This window comes from Phytohabitans kaempferiae (assembly GCF_042433955.1).
Classification (GTDB): Bacteria; Actinomycetota; Actinomycetes; order Mycobacteriales; family Micromonosporaceae; genus Phytohabitans; species Phytohabitans kaempferiae.
In genome coordinates this window covers 74,850-92,848 of the sequence record NZ_JBHLUH010000004.1, presented here as the reverse complement: position 1 = coordinate 92,848, position 17,999 = coordinate 74,850, and the positions used below count along the sequence as shown (strand labels likewise).

The window sequence follows — 17,999 nt, the reverse complement described above, 5'->3', positions numbered from 1 at the left end:
TACCTCCTTGAACGGAGGAGCGGATCTTTGGGAACGGTGTCGGTGCAGGTGACGGCGTGTCGTCTCCGAACCCCCACGTGTCGAGGGCGGCTCGACATCCGCCGCCCCAGAGCCTCATCGATGATCTCAAACGGCGCGGACTCAGGATTCCGCACTGGTTTGGCGTGCGGTACTGTTCAATTCTGTTTACTTTAGTGCGTAAGTCGGGAGGGGTGAGGCGTGGCGTTCTGGTACGGCGGTGACTACAACCCCGAGCAGTGGCCGGAGAGCGTGTGGCCCGAAGACGTGCGGCTCATGCGCGAAGCGGGCGTCAACCTCGCCACGGTTGGCGTCTTCGCCTGGGCCTGGCTGGAGCCGGCCGAGGGGGAGTACACCTTCGACCGCCTCGACCGCATCCTCGACCGGCTGCATACCGGGGGCATCGCGGTCGACCTCGCCACCGCGACCGCCTCGCCGCCGACCTGGTTCTCCCACGCACATCCGGAGATCCTCCCGGTCGACGCCGACGGGCGCCGGCTGACGTACGGCAGCCGCCAGGCATTCTGCCCCAGTTCGCCGCGCTACCGTCAGGCGGCGACGCGGCTGGCCGAGCAGCTCGCCCGCCGCTACCACGACCATCCCGCGCTGGCGATGTGGCATGTCCACAACGAGTACGGCTGCCACAACGCGCGCTGCTACTGCGACGTCTCGGCCGAGGCGTTCCGCGACTGGCTGCGCGTGCGCTACGGCGACCTGGACGCGCTCAACGAGGCGTGGGGCACGGCCTTCTGGTCGCAGACGTACACCGACTGGGCCCAGGTGCAGCCGCCCCGCGCGACGGTCACCTCGTCCAATCCGGGGCAGCTGCTCGACTTCAGGCGGTTCAGCTCGGACGAGCACCTGGCCAACTTCACCGCCGAGCGCGACCTGCTGCACAAGCTCTCGCCAGGCGTGCCGGTGACCACCAACCTCATGACCGCCGCCTGCTTCGACCTCGACTACTGGGCGTGGGGGCGGGAGATGACCGGGCCGGACCGGCTCGTCTCCAACGACCACTACGTGGTCGGCGCCGACCCTCGGGAGCCGCAGGCCCAGTCGGCGTACGCCGCCGACCTGACCCGCTCGCTCGGCGGTGGCGCACCGTGGCTGCTGATGGAGCACTCCACCAGCGCGGTCAACTGGCAGCCGCGCAACTACGCCAAGCGCCCCGGTCAACTGCTGCGGGAGAGCCTCGGCAACGTGGCGCGCGGCTCCGAGGGGGCGATGTTCTTCCAGTGGCGGGCCAGCCGTGCTGGCTCGGAGAAGTGGCACTCGGCGATGCTGCCGCACGCCGGCGCCGACTCGAAGATCTGGCGCGAGGTGGTGCGGCTCGGCGGCTACCTCCAGGCGATCTCCGAAGTGGAGGGTTCGCGCACGGTCGCCGACGTGGCGCTGCTGCTCGACTACCCGAGCGCGTGGGCGCAGGAGGCGCCTAACCAGCCGAGCGACGAGATGGTCGCATTCGCCGAGATCACGCGGTGGCACGCGGCGCTGTGGCGGGCCGGCGTCACGGCCGACCTCGCCCACCCCGGGGCCGACCTTTCCGCGTACCGGCTGGTGCTCGCCCCCGCCCTCTACCTGCTCACCGCCGCCGACGCCGAGCGGCTACGCTCCTATGTGGAGGGTGGCGGCACGCTGGCCGTGGGGGCGTACAGCGGGCTGGTCGACGAGCACGACCGGGTCCATCCGGCGCCGCTGCCCGGTGCGCTCGCCGGGCTGCTCGGCATCCGGGTCGAGGAGTTCTATCCGACCGTCGAGCCGGTGCCGCTGGACGACGGCTCCACCGGCGCGGTGTGGACGGAGGCGGTGCACGCCGACGGCGCCGAGGTGATCGCCCGATACGCCGACGGCCCGCTCGCCGGTGGTGCCGCGCTCACCCGCCACCGCACCGCCTGGTACTCCAGCACCCGCCTCGCCGACCCCGACCTGGCCCGCTGGCTCGGCGCGGTGGCGGAGACGGCCGGTGTGGCGCCCGCCCATCCGGTGCCGGCCGGCGTCGAGGCGGTACGCCGCCGCCACGCCGACGGGCGCTCGTACCTCTTCCTGATAAACCACGGCGATGCCCCCGCGCAGGTCGAAGCCGCGGGCCTCGACCTGCTGACCGGCGCGGCCTGGACCGGACGCCTCGACGCCGGTGGCGTCGCCGTCGTGCGGGAGGGCTGATGCTCGCGCCACAGCGCCAGGCCGCGATCCTCGATCGGGTACGGGCCACGGGCGGCGTGCGGGTCACCGACCTGGCGGCCGAGTTCGGGGTATCCGACATGACGATCCGCCGCGACCTCGAAGCGCTCGCCGACCGAGGGCTGCTCGCCAAGGTGCATGGCGGCGCCACCGTCATGCGTCCGGGCTCCACCGACGAGCCGGGTTTCGCGGCAAAGTCGATCCGCCAGCGGACGGAGAAGGCCGCCATCGCGGCCCGGGCCGCGCAGCTGGTCACCCCCGGCACCGCGGTCGCTCTCTCCGCTGGTACGACCACGGCCGAGCTCGCCCAGCGCCTGGTCGACGTGCCCGAGCTGACCGTGGTGACCAACTCGATCCCGGTCGCCGACGTCTTCTACCGGGCCGGGCGCTCGGATCAGACGGTGGTGCTGACCGGCGGGGTGCGTACCCCCTCGGACGCGCTCGTCGGCCCGGTGGCGCTGGCCGCGATTCGCTCGCTCCACCTCGATCTGCTCTTCCTGGGCGTACACGGGATGAGCGAGCGTGCCGGCTTCACCACGCCCAACCTCATGGAGGCGGACACCAACCGGGCGCTGGTGGCCGCCGCCGAGCGGCTGGTGGTGCTGGCCGACCACACCAAGTGGGGCACGGTCGGCATCTCCTCCATGGCCGAGCTGTCCGAGGCACACGTGGTGGTGAGCGACGCGGCGCTGCCCGAGCCCGCCCGGGCCATCCTGACCGAGCATGTCGAGGAGTTGGTGATCATCCCGTGAGGAAGGTGTCCACCACGCTGGCCGACGGCCGCGAGCTGATCTACTTCGACGAGCGCGACGACGCCGTGCGCGAGACCGTCGACAAGCGCGACCTGCCGCCCCCGCCGCCCGCCTCGCAGCTGCGGTACGACGCGCTGGTCGACGAGTGGGTCGCGGTCGCCGCGCACCGGCAGAGCCGCACGTTCCTGCCGCCCACCGACGAGTGCCCGCTCTGTCCCTCACGGGACGGGCGGCAGGGCGAGATCCCGGCCGCCGACTACGACGTGGTGGTCTTCGAAAACCGCTTCCCCTCCTTCAGCGACCGCCCGGTGACCCTGCCGGAGGAGATCGTCGCCCGGCCGGCGCAGGGGCGGTGCGAGGTCGTGTGCTTCACCTCCGACCACAACGCCTCGTTCGCCACGCTGCCCCCGCCCAGGGTGCGCACGGTGCTGGAGGCCCAGATCGACCGCACCCTCGCGCTCTCCGCGCTGGACGGGGTCGAGCAGGTGTTCTGCTTCGAAAACCGGGGCGTCGAGATCGGCGTCACCCTCCACCATCCACACGGCCAGATCTACGCGTACCCCTTCGTCACGCCCCGCACCCGCGCGATGCTGGCCGCCGCCCGTGGCCGCCCGGTGTACTCGGAGCTGCTGGCGAGCGAGCGCGAGGCGGGCACGCGCGTCGTGGCGGCCAACGAGCACTGGACCGCCTTCGTGCCGGTCGCCGCCCGCTGGCCGTTCGAGGTGCACATCGCCCCCCACCGGCGCGTACCCGACCTGCCCGCACTCGACGAGGCGGAGCGCGAGTCGTTCGGCCCGCTGTATCTGGACGTGCTCCGCCGCTTCGACGGCCTGTTCGGCGTGCCGATGCCGTACATCTCCGCCTGGCACCAGGCCCCGGTGCGCAGCGGCCGCGCGGAGAGCCACCTCCACCTTCAGGTGTTCAGCGTCCGGCGGGCGGCCAACAAACTGAAGTATCTGGCCGGCTCCGAGTCGGCCATGGGCGTCTTCATCAACGACATCGTGCCCGAGGAAGCCGCCCACCTCCTCCGCGAAGCCGCCTGACTTCCTCTGCGATATAAGTTCTACTTATAATCGCGGTGTGTGGGAGGTCCGGCTTCACGAGGAGGTCGAGTCGTGGTTTCTCGACCTGTGCGGCAGCGATGCACAGAGCGCGGATCTCGTGGCCGAGGCGATCGATCTCCTGGCGGAGCACGGACCCGCGCTCGGGCGTCCGCTGGTCGATCGGCTCAGGGCAGCAGCTACCACCACATGAAAGAGTTGCGCCCCGGCTCCGCCGGGGCGAGCGAGATCCGCATGATCTTCGCGTTCGATCCGGTGCGAGAGGCGATCTTCCTCGTGGCGGGTGACAAGGCCGGGCGATGGCAGAGTTGGTACGAGACGGCGATCCCGCTGGCGGACGCCCGCTTCGAGGAGCACCTGGCCTCGCTGAAGGAGGGGCAGTGAGCACCAACTGGCGAGACGTCAAGGCGAAGGCACAGGCAAACGATCCCGAGTGGAACAGCGTCGAGCGCGTGGGGCGGCGTGCCCAGATGCGCCAGGAGATGCTCGCTTCGGTCAGCGGGGCACAGCTTGCCGAGATCCGTAAGCAGCTCGGCCTGACGCAGGCGCAGCTCGCCGAGGCCACCGGCTTGTCGCAGGCCCGGATCAGCCAGATCGAAAGCGGTAGCGCCACGAGCCTGGAGACCCTGCGGTTGTACGTCGCGGGGTTGGGCGGTCACCTCGAGGTCGTCGCCCACATCGGCAACATTCAGCTCAACGTCGCGTGAGGCGACCGCCGCTGTTCGGCTGTGGGCGGTGGTATCTCTTGCCGTCGATGTGATTGGCGGCTGTCAAGAGGTGTAACCGCTGGAAAGTTGGGCCAGCCGGGGCCTATGTTCATGTGCGTGGACCTGCGCGTGGCGGTTGGCGACGGGGTGCATCTGCGAGTGCGGCGGCACGAGGGCGCGCGGGAGCCGTCGTTCCTCCTCGTGCACGGGCTCGCGTCCAACGCGCTGCTCTGGGACGAGGTGGCCGCGGAGCTCTCCCGGGCCGGCTACGCCTCCTACGCGGTCGACCTGCGCGGGCACGGCGAGTCCGACCTGCCGGAGGGCGGCTTCGACTCGGGCACCGTGGCCGCCGATCTCGCGGCCGTCGCGATGGCGCTCGACCTGGACGACCTCGTGGTGGTCGGGCAGTCGTGGGGCGGCAACGTGGTGGTGCGGCTCGCCGCCGAGCATCCGGCGCTGGTGCGGGCGCTCGCGCTGGTCGACGGCGGCTGGAGCGACCTGTCCGAGGAGTTCGCGAGCTGGGAGGAGTGCGAGGCGGCGCTGCGGCCGCCCGAGGTCGACGGGCTGCGGGCCGAGGAGATGCGGCTCTACCTGCGCGGGGCGCACCCCGACTGGTCGCCCGTGGCGATCGAGGCCACGATCGCCAACCTGCGGGCCGCGCCTGACGGGACCCTCGTGCGGCGGCTGCCGATACCGGAGCACATGAAGATCGTCCGCGACATGTGGGACGACCCGCCGCTGCGCTTCTATCCGGCGCTCGCGATGCCGGTGCTGCTCGTCCCGGCGATGCCCCGCCAGCCCGGCCGGGCGGCCCGGACCAGGGCGCGGGTCGAGGCCGCGGCCCGGCTGCTGGTCCGTGCCATGATCAGGGAGTACCGGGACGGCGACCACGACCTGCACGCCCAGCAGCCGCAGCGGCTGGCCGCCGACCTCCTGGAGCTCGCGTGAGTGAGCGAGGCGAGCGAGCCATCAGGCTCAGGTCGCTCGGCGTCTCGCGACCGCCCGCGGCGAAGCGAGGGTGGCCGTGAGCGGGCTGCTGGTCGTCATGGGGTCCGGCGAGACCGCACCGACCATGGTCAAGCCACACCGGGCCATCCTGGAGCGCGTCGGCGAGCGGCGGGCGGTGCTGCTCGACACGCCGTACGGTTTCCAGTCCAACGCCGACGACATCTCCGCCCGCGCGGTCACCTACTTCGCGGCGAGCGTGGGGCGGCAGATCGACGTGCTCTCCTGGCGCCGCCCGCCCACCGACACACTGGAGCGGGAGCGGGCGCTGACCACGCTCCGCGAGGCGGGCTGGGTTTTCGCGGGGCCGGGCAGCCCGACGTACGCGTTGCGCCAGTGGCGTGACACGCCCGTCCCCGACCTGATCGCGGGAAAGCTGCGCGACGGTGGCGTGGTCTGCTTCGCGAGCGCGGCGGCGCTGACGCTGGGAAGTCACGCCATCCCCGTGTACGAGATCTACAAGGCCGGCACCGAGCCGCACTGGGTCCCCGGCCTCGACCTCGTCTCGTCGCTGCTGGGCTTCTCCGCCGTGATCATCCCGCACTACGACAACGCGGAGGGCGGCCACCACGACACGCGCTACTGCTACCTCGGTGAGGGCCGGCTGAGCGCCATGGAGACCAAGCTCCCCGACGAGACACTGATCCTCGGCGTCGACGAGCACACCGCGGTGGTGTTCGACCTGGCGGCCGGCACCGCGTCCGTACTGGGCAACGGGCGCCTCACCATCCGCCGCGGCGGCGAGAGCGTGGTGCACCCCACCGGCTCGGTGGTGGGCATCGCGACGCTGCCGGTGGGCGGCTCGGTCGCCGGTGCGCCGGCGGTGAGCGTCGCCCAGGTCGCGGTGCCGGCGAGCACGGTGCCCGACTCCTCGCTGCTGGCCGCCGCCGAGGCGCTCGGCGCGCGCTTCGACGCCGCGCTGGCCGGGCGAGACGTCGACGGCTGCGTGGCGGCGATCCTCGACCTGGAGCAGGTCATGGTCGACTGGTCCGCCGACACCAACATCTCCGACGAGGGCGAGCGCGCCCGCGGGCTGCTCCGCTCGATGGTCGTGCGCCTGGGCGAGCTGGCCCAGGCCGGCGCCCGCGACCCGCGCGAGGTGCTCAAACCGTACGTCTCGCTGCTGCTCGACCTCCGCGCCCGCGCCCGCGCCGCCCGTGACTTCGCCACCTCCGACGAGATCCGCGACCGCCTCGGCACGGCCGGCGTCGAGGTGCGCGACACCTCGTCCGGCGTGGAGTGGAGCCTCTGACCGGCGTACGTCCTCAGACGAGGCCGGTGCGGACGGCGTACAGCGCGGCCTGTGTGCGGTCCTGGACGGCGAGCTTGGCGAGGATCGCGCTGACGTGGGTCTTCACGGTCTTCTCAGACACGGCGAGGGCCTTGGCGATCTCGCGGTTGGAGCGACCGCGGGCGAGTTCGATGAGTACCTCGCGTTCGCGGGCGGTCAGCGGCGGGGCCGAGGGCGGTGCGTCGCCGGCGGCCAGGAGGCGCGCCACGTCGGGGTGGAGGAGCACGTGGCCGGCGTGTACGGCGCGGATCGCGGCGGCCAGGGCGGGCGGGTCGACGTCCTTGTAGACGTAGCCGGCGGCGCCCGCGCGCACGGCGGGGAGGACGGCGGTCGGCTCGGTGAAGCTGGTGATGACGAGCACGCGGGGCGGATCGTCCAGCTCGCGCAGACCGTGCAGCGCCGCCACGCCGTCGGTGCCGGGCATGCGCAGGTCGAGGAGTACGACATCGGGGCGGAGGTGCTGGGCCTCGGTCACGCAGGTGGCGCCGTCGTCCGCCTCGCCCACCACCGTGATGCCATCCTGCACGTCGAGGAAGGTGCGCAGGCCCTGCCGTACGACCGGATGGTCGTCGACGACCAGGACGCGGATCGGCTCAGCCACCGGTGGGCACCTCCAGCCGTACGCTCGTGCCGGCGCCCGGTGCCGACTCGATCTCGAGCGTGCCGCCGACCGCCGCCGCGCGCTCGCGCATCGAGGCAAGGCCGAGGCGGCGGGCTGCCTGGGCCGGCGCGGCGGTGTCGAAGCCGCGGCCGTCGTCGCGTACGCGGAGGGTCACCTTTCCATCCTTGGCGCGCAGATCGACCGTCACCGCCGAGGGCTCGCCGTGCCGCAGCGCGTTGTGCAGCGCCTCCTGGGCCGTGCGGTAGACGGCCTCCTCGCGGGCGGCGGTGAGGCGGGGTACGGGCGAGCCGGTGAAGCGCACGGCGGCGGCGTGCACCCGGTCGAGCAGCGCGGCCTGCTTGCGGAGCGCCACGTCGAGCCCGTCGCCGGAGAGGTCGACCGGGCGCAGGCCGTCCACAATGGAACGCAGCTCGCCCGCGGCGTCGGCGGCGAGGCGGCGCACGGTCTCCAGTTGCGCGGCGGCCGCGGCCGGGTCGCGGTCGACCAGCGTGGCGGCGGCGTCGGCGGTGAGCCGGAGGCTGAAGAGCTTCTGGGCGACCGCGTCGTGCAGCTCGCGCGCGATCCGGTTGCGTTCCTCCACGATGGACAGCTCGCGGCTCCGCTCGTACAGCCGGGCGTTGACCAGCGCGATGGCGGCGTGCGCGGCGAGCAGCCGGAGCAGCTCCTCGTCTTCGGCGGTGAACCCGCCCGGCTCGATCTTGTTGGCCAGGAAGAGCTCGCCGAGGATCTCGTCGCCGTCGACGATCGGCATCCCGAGGAAGTCCTTCAGCACCGGATGCGCCTTCGGCCACCAGCCGAAGCGCGGATGCCGCCGGATGTCGGCCATCCGCACCGCGTGCGGCGACCTGAGCATGTCGCCGAGTACGCCGTGCTGGCGGGGGACGGGGCCGATCGCCCGCCACTGCTCGTCGCTCACCCCGTCGGCCAGGAACTCGGCGAAGCCGCCGTCGCTGTCCGGCACGCCGAGCGCGGCGTACCGGGCGCCGAGCAGGCGGCGGGCCGAGGTGAGGATCGTCTGGAGCACCTCGCGCACGGAGAGGTGGGCGGTGACGGCCAGCACGGCCGCGCTCACCTCGCGCAGCTCCTCGCGATCGCACACACCATCAGGCTACCCACGGTGACGCCGCTCCGGATCGGGCTGTGGTCCTAGGTCCAAAGACCGAGGTCCGAGGCGGCCGCAGCCCGATGTCAGCGGCCGGCCGGCTCCCTAGCGTCGATGGCATGTCTGTCGCAATCATTACCGGCGCCTCCCGAGGGCTCGGGCTGGCACTCGCACACGGACTGGCCGAAGCGGGCTGGCACCTCGTGATCGACGGTCGGGACGCCGCCGCGCTCGCCGAGAGCGCCGCCGGCATCCCGCGCGACGTGACCGCGCTGCCCGGCGACGTCACCGACCCCGCGCACCGGCTGGCGCTGGTGGCCGCCGCGGACCGGCTCGGCGGCGCCGACCTGCTGGTCAACAACGCCGGCATCCTCGGGCCGAGCCCGCAGCCACGGCTGGCGGACTATCCGCTGGAGGTGCTTCGCGAGGTGTACGAGGTCAACGTCCTCGCTCCGCTCGCGCTCACCCAGCTCGCCCTGCCCGGTCTGCGGGCCCGCGGCGGCGCGGTCGTCAACGTGACCTCGGACGCGGCGGTCGAACCGTACGAGGGCTGGGGCGGCTACGGGTCGGCGAAGGCAGCGGTCGAGCAGGCCAGCCGCATCCTGGCCGCCGAGGAGCCGGCGGTGCGCGTCTGGTGGGTCGACCCGGGCGACCTGCGTACGCGGATGCACCAGGAGGCGTTTCCGGGCGAGGACATCGGCGACCGCCCCGAGCCGGCGACGGTGGTACCCGCGTTCCGGCGGCTGGTCGAGAGCCGGCCGGCGTCCGGGCGGATCCGTCTCACCGACCTGCTGACCGGAGCGCCGGCATGAAGACGATCCGAACCGGCGCTGGAGCGCCGGCATGAGCACGATCCGAACCGGCGCTGGAGCGCCGGCATGAGCACGATCCGAACCGGCGCTGGAGCGCCGGCATGAAGACGGGAGCGCCGGCATGACGGCGACGACCTTCACACTCCCCGCCGAGCTGGAGGCGCACGAGCCGCCGGAGGCTCGCGGCCTGGCCCGGGACGGTGTACGGCTGCTCGTCGGTGAGGTGTCCACCGGGGCCACGGCCCACCACCGCTTCACCGACCTGCCGCGCCTGCTCCGCGCCGGAGACGTGCTCGTGGTGAACACCTCGGGCACGCTCCCCGCGGCCGTGCCGGTCGCCGGCTCGGCGGGCTTGACCGTCCACTTCAGCACCGAACTCGCGCGCGGCGAATGGCTCGTCGAGCTGCGCGCGGCGGCGGGCAAGGCGACCCGACCGTACGACGGGGGCGTCGCCGGGCAGCGGTATGCGTTGCCCGGCGGCGGGTCGGTGCTCCTGCGCGAGGAGTATTCGCGAGGTCGACTGTGGACGGCCACCGTGGACCTCGGCGCGCCGGTCCAGCGCTACCTGGCGGCGTACGGCCAGCCGATCAGGTACGCGTACGTGCCCCGCCCCTGGCCGCTGACGTACTACCAGACGGTCTTCGCCAACGAGCCGGGGAGCGCGGAGATGCCAAGCGCGGCCCGCCCCTTCAGCGAGCGTGTGGTGACCCGGCTCGTCGCCGCCGGCGTGCTGCTCGTACCGGTACTCCTGCACACGGGAGTGGCGTCTCCGGAGGCGCACGAACGCCCGTACCCGGAGCGGTTTGTCGTGCCGCGGACCACCGCGCGGCTGGTCAACCAGGCCAGGGCGGACGGCGGTCGGGTGATCGCGGTCGGCACGACCGCGGTGCGGGCACTGGAGTCGGCGACGGCCGTCGACGGCGTGGTCTCCGCGGCGAGCGGCTGGACCGATTTGGTGGTGACGCCGGAGCGCGGCGTGCGTGCGGTCGACGGGCTGCTCACCGGCTTCCACGAGCCGGCCGCGTCGCATCTTGATCTACTTGAGACGGTCGCCGGACGCCCGCTGCTGGACCGGATGTACGCCGAGGCGATCGGCGCCCGCTATCTGTGGCACGAGTTCGGCGACGTCAATCTCATCCTCCCGTAAACGCGCTTGGCGCGACACCGCACCTGGGCACGCCGGAGGAGGCGGGGGATCAGATGCCCCGGCCCCGGCGGTGCAGCGCGGCCAGCACGTTCTCCACCTTGACCGCGCCGCTCATTGCCGCGATCGCGATCGCCGCCCTCGGTTCCTTCCAGTTGGCGCGTACCGCCTCGCGGGTCCACCGCCACGCGTCGCTCCGGTTGCCGGTCGCCGCCGACCAGCAGGCGAGCTGCCCGTACACGCGGGCCGCGCCGGGCGGGCAGCCGTGGATCTCCGGATGGCGGGACATCATCCAGCGCAGCGAGGAGATCTTCGTGTCGTACTCGTACGCGTAGTGCGAGGTGCGGCCCCACAGCACGCGTACCAGCGGCTCGTCCACGTGCACGATCGGCGACCGGCGGGCGGCGCGGAAGAGGAGGTCCCAGTCCTCGTTCTGGCTGCCCGGCGCGTCCTCCGCGACGAGCCCGAGCTGCCCCGAGTCGACGAGCGTGGTGCGCCGGATCAGGAAGCTCGACGAGTGCAGCATCGCCATCCGGGAGCGGGCCAGCTGCTCCACCGTGACCCGGTCGCAGCCGGCCAGCCGGGGCGTGCACCGGTCGCGAAACTCCACCTCGATCGCGCAGGTGGCGAAGTCGCCGTCGCCCAGGGCCGCCACCTGGCGGCTCAGCTTCTCCGGTGCCCACCGGTCGTCGTCGTCGCAGAACGCCACCAGGTCGCTGTCGAGCGCCAGGATGCCGGTGTTGCGGGCGCCGGCGAGGCCGGGCGTGCGCCAGTTGGCGACCACCATGACCGGTACGCCCTCGGTGCTGGCGAGCAGCAGGTCCGGCTCGGAACGGTCGAAGACCACCACGATCCGTACCGGGCCGGGGTAGTCCTGCTCGCGCACGCTCTGGATGGCGCGGCGCAGCAGCTCGGGGCGGTCGCGGGTCGGGATCACCACGCCGACCGAGGGCATCACCGCGAGCTCCGGTTGCGCAGCGGGTACCCGTACGCGGTCAGCAGCGGCGCGCAGACCGTGCCGACCAGGCGGCGCTGGACCGGCGGGAGCGCCTCCCGCCAGGCCTCGTCGCGGCGCAGCGGCACGCGCCCCACCGAGAAGCGCATCGGGTTGCCCGCCGCGCTGTGGCTGGGGCGCAGCTCGGCCTCCTCACCGTCGATGAACTTCAGGTCGGCCACCGTGATGTCCAGCCCCGCGAAGGCGGCCAGGTCGAGCAGCCCGGTCCGGGGGTCGGCGACGAACTCCTCGTACCGGATCCGCCGCACCGGGATGCCCCGGCGGGCGAGCAAAGCGAAGGCGGCGTTGTGCGCGTTCCAGAGCAGGGCGGAGCGAGCCGGGGAGTAGCGCGTCATCTCCGCCGGCACCTCGGCCTCCGGGCGCACCACGGTCTTGGTCCACGAGTACGCGACGCCGCGCGCGTCCCGCACCACGTGCACCACGCGCAGGTCGAGCCCGGGCCACCAGCGCAGGCAGTGGGCGAGCGCGCTGTGCTTGGAGGAGTCGACCACCACCTCCGCTCCCGAGATGGCGGCGGCGGCCTCGTAGATCGCGGCGTAGTAGCCGGCGTACTCCTCGATCAGCGCCACGTGCTCCTCGGGCAGGCGGGACGCGGCGAGGCGGGGGATGTAGCGGGTCCGCTCGACCGCATTCTGCAGCGCGAGCACGCGGTAGACGTCCACCTGGTGCCAGCCGCCGAACGCCCGCTCGCCGACCGCGTCCCAGAAATCGCAGGCGGAGAAGCGGACGCCGCAGCCGCACCGCTCGTCGTCGCGTACGTCGCGCTGCCACAGGTGCACGATCTCGCCCAGCGCGCAGACCCCGGGCAGCTCGCCGAGGAGGCGTTCGACCAACGTCGTCCCGCTGCGGCCCAGCCCACCGAGAAACAGCACCTTTGCCACTTTCTCCACCTTCGCTCGTTCTGTCCTAGTAACGAACGATCAAGCCGTAGGAGCGCTATGCCGGACCGAATAGTGCTGGATGGGGTACCGGTAGACCCCATCACCGAGGCCGAGGTGGTGGCACGGGTCCGCGCGGCCCTCGACCAGGGCGAGGGCGGTCGCATCGTCACGCCGAACGTCGACATCCTGCGCCGCGCCCGGATGGACGCCGAGGTGCGCGCGTACCTGGACGACGCCACGCTGGTGGTCGCGGACGGCACGCCGCTGGTCTGGGCCAGCCGCCTCGCCGGTACGCCGCTGCCGGAGCGGGTCACCGGGTCGGACCTGATCTGGTCGCTCTCCACCGGCCTCGGCGCGGACGGCCGCTCGGTGTACCTCCTCGGTGGCGAGCCCGAGGACCCGGGCTGGGTCGACGGGGCCGGACGGGCCGCCGCGCGCCTCGCCGCCGCCTGTCCCGGCCTGCGCATCGCCGGCTGGCGCAGCCCGGAGTACGGCTTCGAGGAGGACCCGTACCTGGTCGCCTCGGTCTGCCGCGAGGTGATCGAGGCCAAGCCCGACCTGGTGTACGTGGGGGTCGGCTTCCCGAAGCAGGAGTGGCTGGTCTCGCTGCTCCGCCCCGAACTGCCGTTCACCTGGTTTCTCGGTTGCGGCGCGGCGATCAACTTCGTGGCCGGCGACCGCGAGCGCGCGCCCGAGTGGATGCAGAAGTCCGGGCTGGAGTGGGCGCACCGGCTGGGCAACGAGCCGAGGCGGCTGGCGAGCCGGTACCTGCGCCACGACGCCCCGTACGCCCTCCGCCTGCTCGCCTCCAACGCCGTACGCCGCTGACCGCCGGCGGCGCGAGTCTCGGGGCGCCGTCAATGCGGGTTGAACCACCGGTCGTGGCCCAGTTCCACGAACGCGTCGAAGGCTGGCGGGTCGTTCGCCAGGCGGAAGTGGCCGGTCGGACCCTTGTCGTCGTCGGACTCGAAGTACGAGACGGCCTTGATCTGGGGGTTGGCCTTGAACGTGCGGACCGCGTCGCGCAGCCACTCGGCCCGGGCGGTCGATCCCCACACGGCCGCCACACCGAACTCACCGACGATGATCGGCTTGTCCCGTGTGGACGCCCAGCGCAGGAACGGTGCCATCAGCTCGCCGATCGGCCGCAGTTCGCTGCTCGCGTACACGTCCACGCAGGTCCAGTCGACCACGTCGTCGCCGGGATAGAAGTCTGGCGCCTCGCCGCGCTCGAAGCCCTCCGCCGTCGGGCACCAGACCCACGACGCGTTGCCGACCCGCTCCTGCTCGAAGATGCGCCAGACGTACCGCCACGCCGCGATGAAGTCCGCCGCCGACCACATCGTGGCGCGCAGGTTGGGGCGGTCCATCTCCCACCGGAAGCGCAGCAGCACCGGCACGCCGGCCTTCCGTACGCTCCGCGCCTGGGCCCGGATGAGGTCGTCATGCCGGCCCGCCGTGATCGAGCGCGTGTCGCCGGAGGCCCAGCTCAGCATGATGGTCAGCCCTTGCCGGAGGAACTCCTCGTCGGACTCGGTGCCGAATTCCTGGTCGAAGCGCCGGTAGGTGTTGACGATGTCCAGCGGACGCCCCAGGTCGCGCTGGAGCCCGTTGATCGCGGCCAGCCGCCCGGGCTGGCTGTAGCTCTCCGGCTTGACCCAGGCGCCGAGCAGCGCACCTCGGGAGGGCGGCGCCACCGGGCCGGCGTCGAACGGGCCGGCGTCGGTCGCGGCCACCGTCGGGGGCGAGGGAGTCCGCACCGGCTGGGGCTCGGTGCACGCGGCCAGCACGAGCACCGCCGCGAGGATGGCCCGCCTCACCGGAACGTGTCCAGGGCGAGCGTGTCGCGCATCCGCCACACTCCGGCGACGTACGCCGCGAGGGCCAGGATCACCGCTGTGAGCAGGGCCGCGGGTCCGGTCCCGGCCGTCGCCGCGAGCACCTGCGGGAGTACGCCGAAACAGGCGACCGCGAGGCCGGCGGCGGCGACCGTGCCCGCCCCGAAGGGGTGTACGCCCAGCGCCCGGCCCACCTGCACCAGCGGCACGATGTTGTTGACGAGTACCGCGGCCGCCAGCCCGATCGCCGCGCCGACCGCCCCGAACGGCGGGATCAGCGCCAGGTCGAGGGCGACCATGATCGCGAGCGCGGCGGTGACGTTGCCGAGGTTCCAGCGGGTACGGCCGGCCATCGACAGCACCATGTCGACCATGCCGCAGCCGGTGGCGACCAGCATCGCGCTGGCGAGCACGACGACGACCGGACCGCCGGCGAGGTATTCGTCGCCGAAGAGCCCGAGGTAGACCGGCGCGTACGTGATGACCATCAGGTGCAGCGGCCAGGTGACCAGCACGAGCCAGCCGGTCGCCGCCTGGTACATCTGGTTGGCCGCCTGCCGGTCCCCCGCGGACAGCGCCTCGGCCAGCCGTGGCTGCACGCTCTGCGAGATGCCCTGGTTGGCGAGCTGGCCGAGTACCACGAAGCGGCCGGCGACGGCGTACACGGCCGCGGCCCGCAGCCCGCCGAGCGTGGCGACCAGCAGCACGTCGACCCGCTGGAGGGCGAGCTGGGCGACGCTGGCGACCGAGCGTGGCCCGGTGTACCGCCAGAACCGCGCCCGCAGCGCCAGGTACGCCCTGTGCCCGGGCCGCCGGGGCGGGGTCGGCCCGGCGAGGTACGCGCGGCGCAGCGCGTAGCCGGCGAGGATGGCGACCGGCAGGTACGGCCCGACCCAGGCGGCCGCGTACGCCCCCGGCGCGGAGACGGCGGCGACCGCCAGCGCGCCGATCGCGAGCAGTTGCATGGCCGGCCGGGCGAGCCGTTCCAGCACGAAGGTGGGGGCGAGCTGCCGGTACCCGCGGGTCGCGGCGAGCGAGGCGTCGGAGAGTGCGGCCAGGGGCAGGAAGAGCGCGAGCGAGTCGAGCGGCGCAGGCGCGACGAACCACAGCACGGCGGCCAGTACGGTGGCCGCGACGGCGACCGGGGTCAGGCCGATCCGCAGGCAGGCGCCGAGCAGGTGGGTCTGTTCCCGTACGCGCAGCTGCGCCAACCAGTAGACGAGCCCGGTCTGCGTGCCGAGCCGCACCACACCGGCGGCCAGTGCGAACCCGGCGGTCGCGGCGAAGAACGCACCGGCCTGGTCGACCCCGAGCGCCCGCGCGACCAGCCAGGTCACGCCGACCCCGGCCGCCCCGCTGAACCCGGCGGCGGCCATCCCGGCGAGCCCTCCCCGGGCCAGCCCGGCGCGGTGGTCGGTGCTGGCCGGCGTGGGCCGGGCGGGCGCGGTGAGCGTCATCGCCGCCAGCCCGGCGAGCGGCCCATCCAGGCGGCGAGCGCCGCGTCGTGCGCCTCGTAGTGCGCGGTCAGCTCGTGGCGGACGGCCGGGTCCATGCCGGAGGGCCGGGGCCGAGCGTTGTGCCGGGCGAACGGGGGATCGCCCAGCCGGGGCAGCCCGAGGAAGTCGAGCACCTCGCCGTACACTGTGGACGGCTCGGCGAAGAAGCGCTCGCTCTCCACCACGTGGATCCGGTCCCGCCCCACGTATCGGGCCATCCGCTCCAGGTACACCGCGTACTCGCCGCGCGCCCGGTAGGCGTGGTGCTGGTGCGCGAAGCTGTACGCCCTCGGGTCGGCGGCCAGCCGCTCCTCCTCGCCGCCGAGCCGGTCCGGCTCCAGCTCCAGCGCCCGCGCGAACGAGGTCTCCGACTCGAAGCCCCGGGCCAGCTCGTGGGCGTGCTGGGAGTACGCCCGCTCGACCGGGTCGCGGACCAGCGCGATGAGTCGTACGCCGGGCAGGTCGTGGGCGATCCGGGGCACCGCCTGGGGGTGGTACATGTAGTAAGGGCTGGACTCGAACGTCTGTGCCGGCACGCCGAAGCGCTGCTCCACCTTGACCGCCGTGCGGCGCAGTGGGAAGTGCCCGCGATACCAGGCCAGGCCCCGGTGATACGAGGTGTCGAAGTAGTGCACGCCCTTGTGCAGCACCGCCTTGAGCACCGCGGGATGGGCCGCGAGCGCCCGGTAGAGCGAGGTCGTGCCGCAGCGCTGGCCGCCGCAGATCAGAAACGACGGGAGCATCCGGGCCGGTGCGGTGACCCGGCCGTACGAGCGGGATCCGAAGTGGACGACCCGCTTGACCGGCGCGGGCACTCGCTCGCGCGTGCTCACGAGAGCGCCTCCATCCGGCGGACGAGTACCGGCAGCAGCCAGGTGCCGAGTACGCCGAGCCGGGCGCCCGCCTCGGCCTGCCGGTCGGCGAGGTACCGCGTGGCGAGATCGACCAGGTAGAGCAGCGCGGTCAGCCCGACCGCCGCACCGGTCACCTCGAACGGCCGCAGCAGCGCGGGCGCCACGCCCAGCGTCGACTCCACCGCCGCCTCGGCGTCCGATGTGGACTGGATCCGCCGCTGGAGGTCGTAGTGCACCGCGTCGAAGCCGAGCGGCACGCCGGTCGTGAACCGCTCCCAGTCCCAGACCAGCAGCGTGTCGGCGAGCGTGGCCATGTTCCAGGGCGCCCAGTCGCCGTGCCACGCGCCGTACCGCAGGTCGACGTCCCCGCCCCGCTCGACGATGGAACGGGCGGCGGCACCCAGCGCGGCGCCCTCCGGCCGGTCGGCGACCGCGTCCAGCCGGTCTCGCAGCTCTGCCCAGTACGGGCTGGTGGCGAGCCAGCTTCGGGAGGTACCGCAGCTACCGGCGACCTCGCGCATCGCGGCGGCGAGCCGGTCCGGCGCGAGCGGCCCGCGCGGGCGCCACACCGGCAGCGGGGACTGGACCAGCACCTGGTGCCCCCGCCACTCGCCGGCGTGCAGCACGCGTGGCACGGTCACGTCGCGCAGGCCCACGTGGGAGAGGGCGTTGAGCGCGGTCGTCTCGGCCCGCACCAGCCGCCGGGTCAGCGGACCGGTGCCGAGCTTGGCGAAGCCCAGTGTCTCCCCGTCCGGCGCGATCAGCTGGAGCACCGGCTTGCGGTTGGCCCTCGCCGGTCCGATGTGGACGCTGAGCGCGAGGTCGGTGCCGAGTGCCTCGCGCAGGTAGCCGTCGATGGTCTCGCCGGGCGGCCCGTAGATGCGTACCCGATGGCGGAGCAGGACCGCGGCGGCGCCCGGCGTGCGCAGCGCCGCGACCACCGCGTCCCGCTTGAGGCGGGCGACCCGCGACTGCGGCTCGGCGTAGCGGCGCACGGCCGCGGCGGCGATGCGGCGGGAGCGCGTGGGCACGAGCAGCCGAGGCCGGCGCGCGTCCGGCACGAGCATGTACTCGGTGACGACCGGCGACCTGCCCCGAGTGGTGCACGGCTCGGGGTAGAGCAGGCGCAGCACCTCCTCCAGGTACTGGACGCGCAGGGCGGCGTCACCCGCCGTCAGCCGCGCAGGTGCCGTTCTAACCGGACTCATTGCCTACCTTTC

At 73.1% G+C, this 17,999-nt stretch carries 19 protein-coding genes; 11 read left to right on the top strand and 8 right to left on the bottom strand.

Annotation, left to right across the window (positions count from 1 at the left end):
• The first annotated feature begins 219 nt into the window (after positions 1-219).
• The 8 genes from ACFFIA_RS01515 (at position 220) to ACFFIA_RS01485 (ending at position 6,976) form a co-directional block, all read left to right on the top strand.
• Positions 220-2,181, top strand: coding sequence for a beta-galactosidase (locus ACFFIA_RS01515; RefSeq protein WP_377244090.1), 1,962 nt, complete (start codon positions 220-222; stop codon positions 2,179-2,181).
• Positions 2,181-2,951 carry a DeoR/GlpR family DNA-binding transcription regulator gene (locus ACFFIA_RS01510; RefSeq protein ID WP_377244087.1) on the top strand — a complete coding sequence of 257 codons (771 nt, stop codon included), beginning with the start codon at positions 2,181-2,183 and terminating at the stop codon, positions 2,949-2,951. The genes ACFFIA_RS01515 and ACFFIA_RS01510 overlap by 1 nt, the downstream gene beginning before the upstream one ends.
• Complete coding sequence (gene galT / locus ACFFIA_RS01505; RefSeq protein ID WP_377244084.1) at positions 2,948-3,994, top strand: galactose-1-phosphate uridylyltransferase; 1,047 nt, start codon at positions 2,948-2,950, stop codon at positions 3,992-3,994. The genes ACFFIA_RS01510 and galT overlap by 4 nt, the downstream gene beginning before the upstream one ends.
• A 37-nt stretch (positions 3,995-4,031) precedes the next feature.
• On the top strand, positions 4,032-4,205 hold the full coding sequence (locus tag ACFFIA_RS42495; protein ID WP_446686953.1) for a hypothetical protein: 174 nt from the start codon (positions 4,032-4,034) through the stop codon (positions 4,203-4,205).
• Positions 4,202-4,396: a type II toxin-antitoxin system RelE/ParE family toxin gene (locus tag ACFFIA_RS42490; protein ID WP_446686952.1), complete on the top strand. Its 195-nt coding sequence runs from the start codon at positions 4,202-4,204 to the stop codon at positions 4,394-4,396. Before ACFFIA_RS42495 ends, ACFFIA_RS42490 begins: the two co-directional genes overlap by 4 nt.
• Positions 4,393-4,719, top strand: a complete 327-nt coding sequence (locus ACFFIA_RS01495; RefSeq protein WP_377244081.1) for a helix-turn-helix domain-containing protein — start codon at positions 4,393-4,395, stop codon at positions 4,717-4,719. Before ACFFIA_RS42490 ends, ACFFIA_RS01495 begins: the two co-directional genes overlap by 4 nt.
• A 117-nt stretch (positions 4,720-4,836) precedes the next feature.
• Positions 4,837-5,667, top strand: a complete 831-nt coding sequence (locus tag ACFFIA_RS01490; RefSeq protein WP_377244078.1) for an alpha/beta fold hydrolase — start codon at positions 4,837-4,839, stop codon at positions 5,665-5,667.
• A gap of 76 nt (positions 5,668-5,743) precedes the next feature.
• Positions 5,744-6,976, top strand: coding sequence for a CysS/YqeB C-terminal domain-containing protein (locus tag ACFFIA_RS01485; protein ID WP_377244075.1), 1,233 nt, complete (start codon positions 5,744-5,746; stop codon positions 6,974-6,976).
• A gap of 13 nt (positions 6,977-6,989) precedes the next feature.
• Here ACFFIA_RS01485 and ACFFIA_RS01480 read toward each other — a convergent pair whose 3' ends face one another.
• Both ACFFIA_RS01480 and ACFFIA_RS01475 read right to left on the bottom strand, forming a co-directional pair.
• On the bottom strand, positions 6,990-7,616 hold the full coding sequence (locus tag ACFFIA_RS01480; RefSeq protein WP_377244072.1) for a response regulator: 627 nt from the start codon (positions 7,614-7,616) through the stop codon (positions 6,990-6,992).
• Positions 7,609-8,736 carry a GAF domain-containing sensor histidine kinase gene (locus ACFFIA_RS01475; RefSeq protein WP_377244069.1) on the bottom strand — a complete coding sequence of 376 codons (1,128 nt, stop codon included), beginning with the start codon at positions 8,734-8,736 and terminating at the stop codon, positions 7,609-7,611. Before ACFFIA_RS01475 ends, ACFFIA_RS01480 begins: the two co-directional genes overlap by 8 nt.
• Before the next feature lie 122 nt (positions 8,737-8,858).
• Between ACFFIA_RS01475 and ACFFIA_RS01470 the strand changes: the two genes are divergently transcribed.
• Entirely contained in the window at positions 8,859-9,551 is a 693-nt protein-coding gene (locus ACFFIA_RS01470) for an SDR family NAD(P)-dependent oxidoreductase (protein WP_377244066.1), read from the top strand.
• A 121-nt stretch (positions 9,552-9,672) separates the two neighbouring features.
• Positions 9,673-10,698 (top strand): S-adenosylmethionine:tRNA ribosyltransferase-isomerase, encoded by a 1,026-nt coding sequence (locus tag ACFFIA_RS01465; RefSeq protein ID WP_377244063.1) that lies wholly within the window; start codon positions 9,673-9,675, stop codon positions 10,696-10,698.
• Positions 10,699-10,747: 49 nt separating this feature from the next.
• Here the strand turns inward: ACFFIA_RS01465 and ACFFIA_RS01460 are convergent, their stop codons facing one another.
• Together ACFFIA_RS01460 and ACFFIA_RS01455 are read right to left on the bottom strand one after the other, a co-directional pair.
• The gene (locus ACFFIA_RS01460; protein ID WP_377245636.1) at positions 10,748-11,650 is read right to left on the bottom strand and encodes a glycosyltransferase family 2 protein; all 903 of its coding nucleotides are present in this window, start codon (positions 11,648-11,650) and stop codon (positions 10,748-10,750) included.
• Entirely contained in the window at positions 11,650-12,591 is a 942-nt protein-coding gene (locus tag ACFFIA_RS01455) for a sulfotransferase (RefSeq protein WP_377244060.1), read from the bottom strand. The genes ACFFIA_RS01460 and ACFFIA_RS01455 overlap by 1 nt, the downstream gene beginning before the upstream one ends.
• A gap of 57 nt (positions 12,592-12,648) precedes the next feature.
• On the opposite strand from ACFFIA_RS01455, the gene ACFFIA_RS01450 reads away from it, so the two are divergent.
• Complete coding sequence (locus ACFFIA_RS01450; RefSeq protein WP_377244057.1) at positions 12,649-13,419, top strand: WecB/TagA/CpsF family glycosyltransferase; 771 nt, start codon at positions 12,649-12,651, stop codon at positions 13,417-13,419.
• 29 nt (positions 13,420-13,448) lie between these two features.
• Here ACFFIA_RS01450 and ACFFIA_RS01445 read toward each other — a convergent pair whose 3' ends face one another.
• Genes ACFFIA_RS01445 through ACFFIA_RS01430 form a run of 4 tightly spaced genes read right to left on the bottom strand, consistent with a single transcriptional unit; the run spans position 13,449 to position 17,987 of the window.
• On the bottom strand, positions 13,449-14,411 hold the full coding sequence (locus ACFFIA_RS01445) for a glycoside hydrolase family 26 protein (protein WP_377244054.1): 963 nt from the start codon (positions 14,409-14,411) through the stop codon (positions 13,449-13,451).
• Positions 14,408-15,886, bottom strand: coding sequence for a lipopolysaccharide biosynthesis protein (locus ACFFIA_RS01440; protein ID WP_377244051.1), 1,479 nt, complete (start codon positions 15,884-15,886; stop codon positions 14,408-14,410). The genes ACFFIA_RS01445 and ACFFIA_RS01440 overlap by 4 nt, the downstream gene beginning before the upstream one ends.
• Positions 15,883-16,758: a sulfotransferase domain-containing protein gene (locus ACFFIA_RS01435; protein ID WP_377244048.1), complete on the bottom strand. Its 876-nt coding sequence runs from the start codon at positions 16,756-16,758 to the stop codon at positions 15,883-15,885. The genes ACFFIA_RS01440 and ACFFIA_RS01435 overlap by 4 nt, the downstream gene beginning before the upstream one ends.
• Positions 16,755-17,987 carry an aminoglycoside phosphotransferase family protein gene (locus tag ACFFIA_RS01430; protein ID WP_377244045.1) on the bottom strand — a complete coding sequence of 411 codons (1,233 nt, stop codon included), beginning with the start codon at positions 17,985-17,987 and terminating at the stop codon, positions 16,755-16,757. The genes ACFFIA_RS01435 and ACFFIA_RS01430 overlap by 4 nt, the downstream gene beginning before the upstream one ends.
• Between the last annotated feature and the right edge of the window lie 12 nt (positions 17,988-17,999).

Bases quoted from the DNA above. Each gene is read 5' to 3' on its own strand.
- ACFFIA_RS01510 (WP_377244087.1), top strand. From the start codon at position 2,181: ATGCTCGCGCCACAGCGCCAGGCCGCGATCCTCGATCGGGTACGGGCC.
- ACFFIA_RS42490 (WP_446686952.1), top strand. From the start codon at position 4,202: ATGAAAGAGTTGCGCCCCGGCTCCGCCGGGGCGAGCGAGATCCGCATG.
- ACFFIA_RS01470 (WP_377244066.1), top strand. From the start codon at position 8,859: ATGTCTGTCGCAATCATTACCGGCGCCTCCCGAGGGCTCGGGCTGGCA.
- ACFFIA_RS01465 (WP_377244063.1), top strand. From the start codon at position 9,673: ATGACGGCGACGACCTTCACACTCCCCGCCGAGCTGGAGGCGCACGAG.
- ACFFIA_RS01460 (WP_377245636.1), bottom strand. From the start codon at position 11,650: ATGCCCTCGGTCGGCGTGGTGATCCCGACCCGCGACCGCCCCGAGCTG.
- ACFFIA_RS01450 (WP_377244057.1), top strand. From the start codon at position 12,649: ATGCCGGACCGAATAGTGCTGGATGGGGTACCGGTAGACCCCATCACC.
- ACFFIA_RS01440 (WP_377244051.1), bottom strand. From the start codon at position 15,886: ATGACGCTCACCGCGCCCGCCCGGCCCACGCCGGCCAGCACCGACCAC.
- ACFFIA_RS01430 (WP_377244045.1), bottom strand. From the start codon at position 17,987: ATGAGTCCGGTTAGAACGGCACCTGCGCGGCTGACGGCGGGTGACGCC.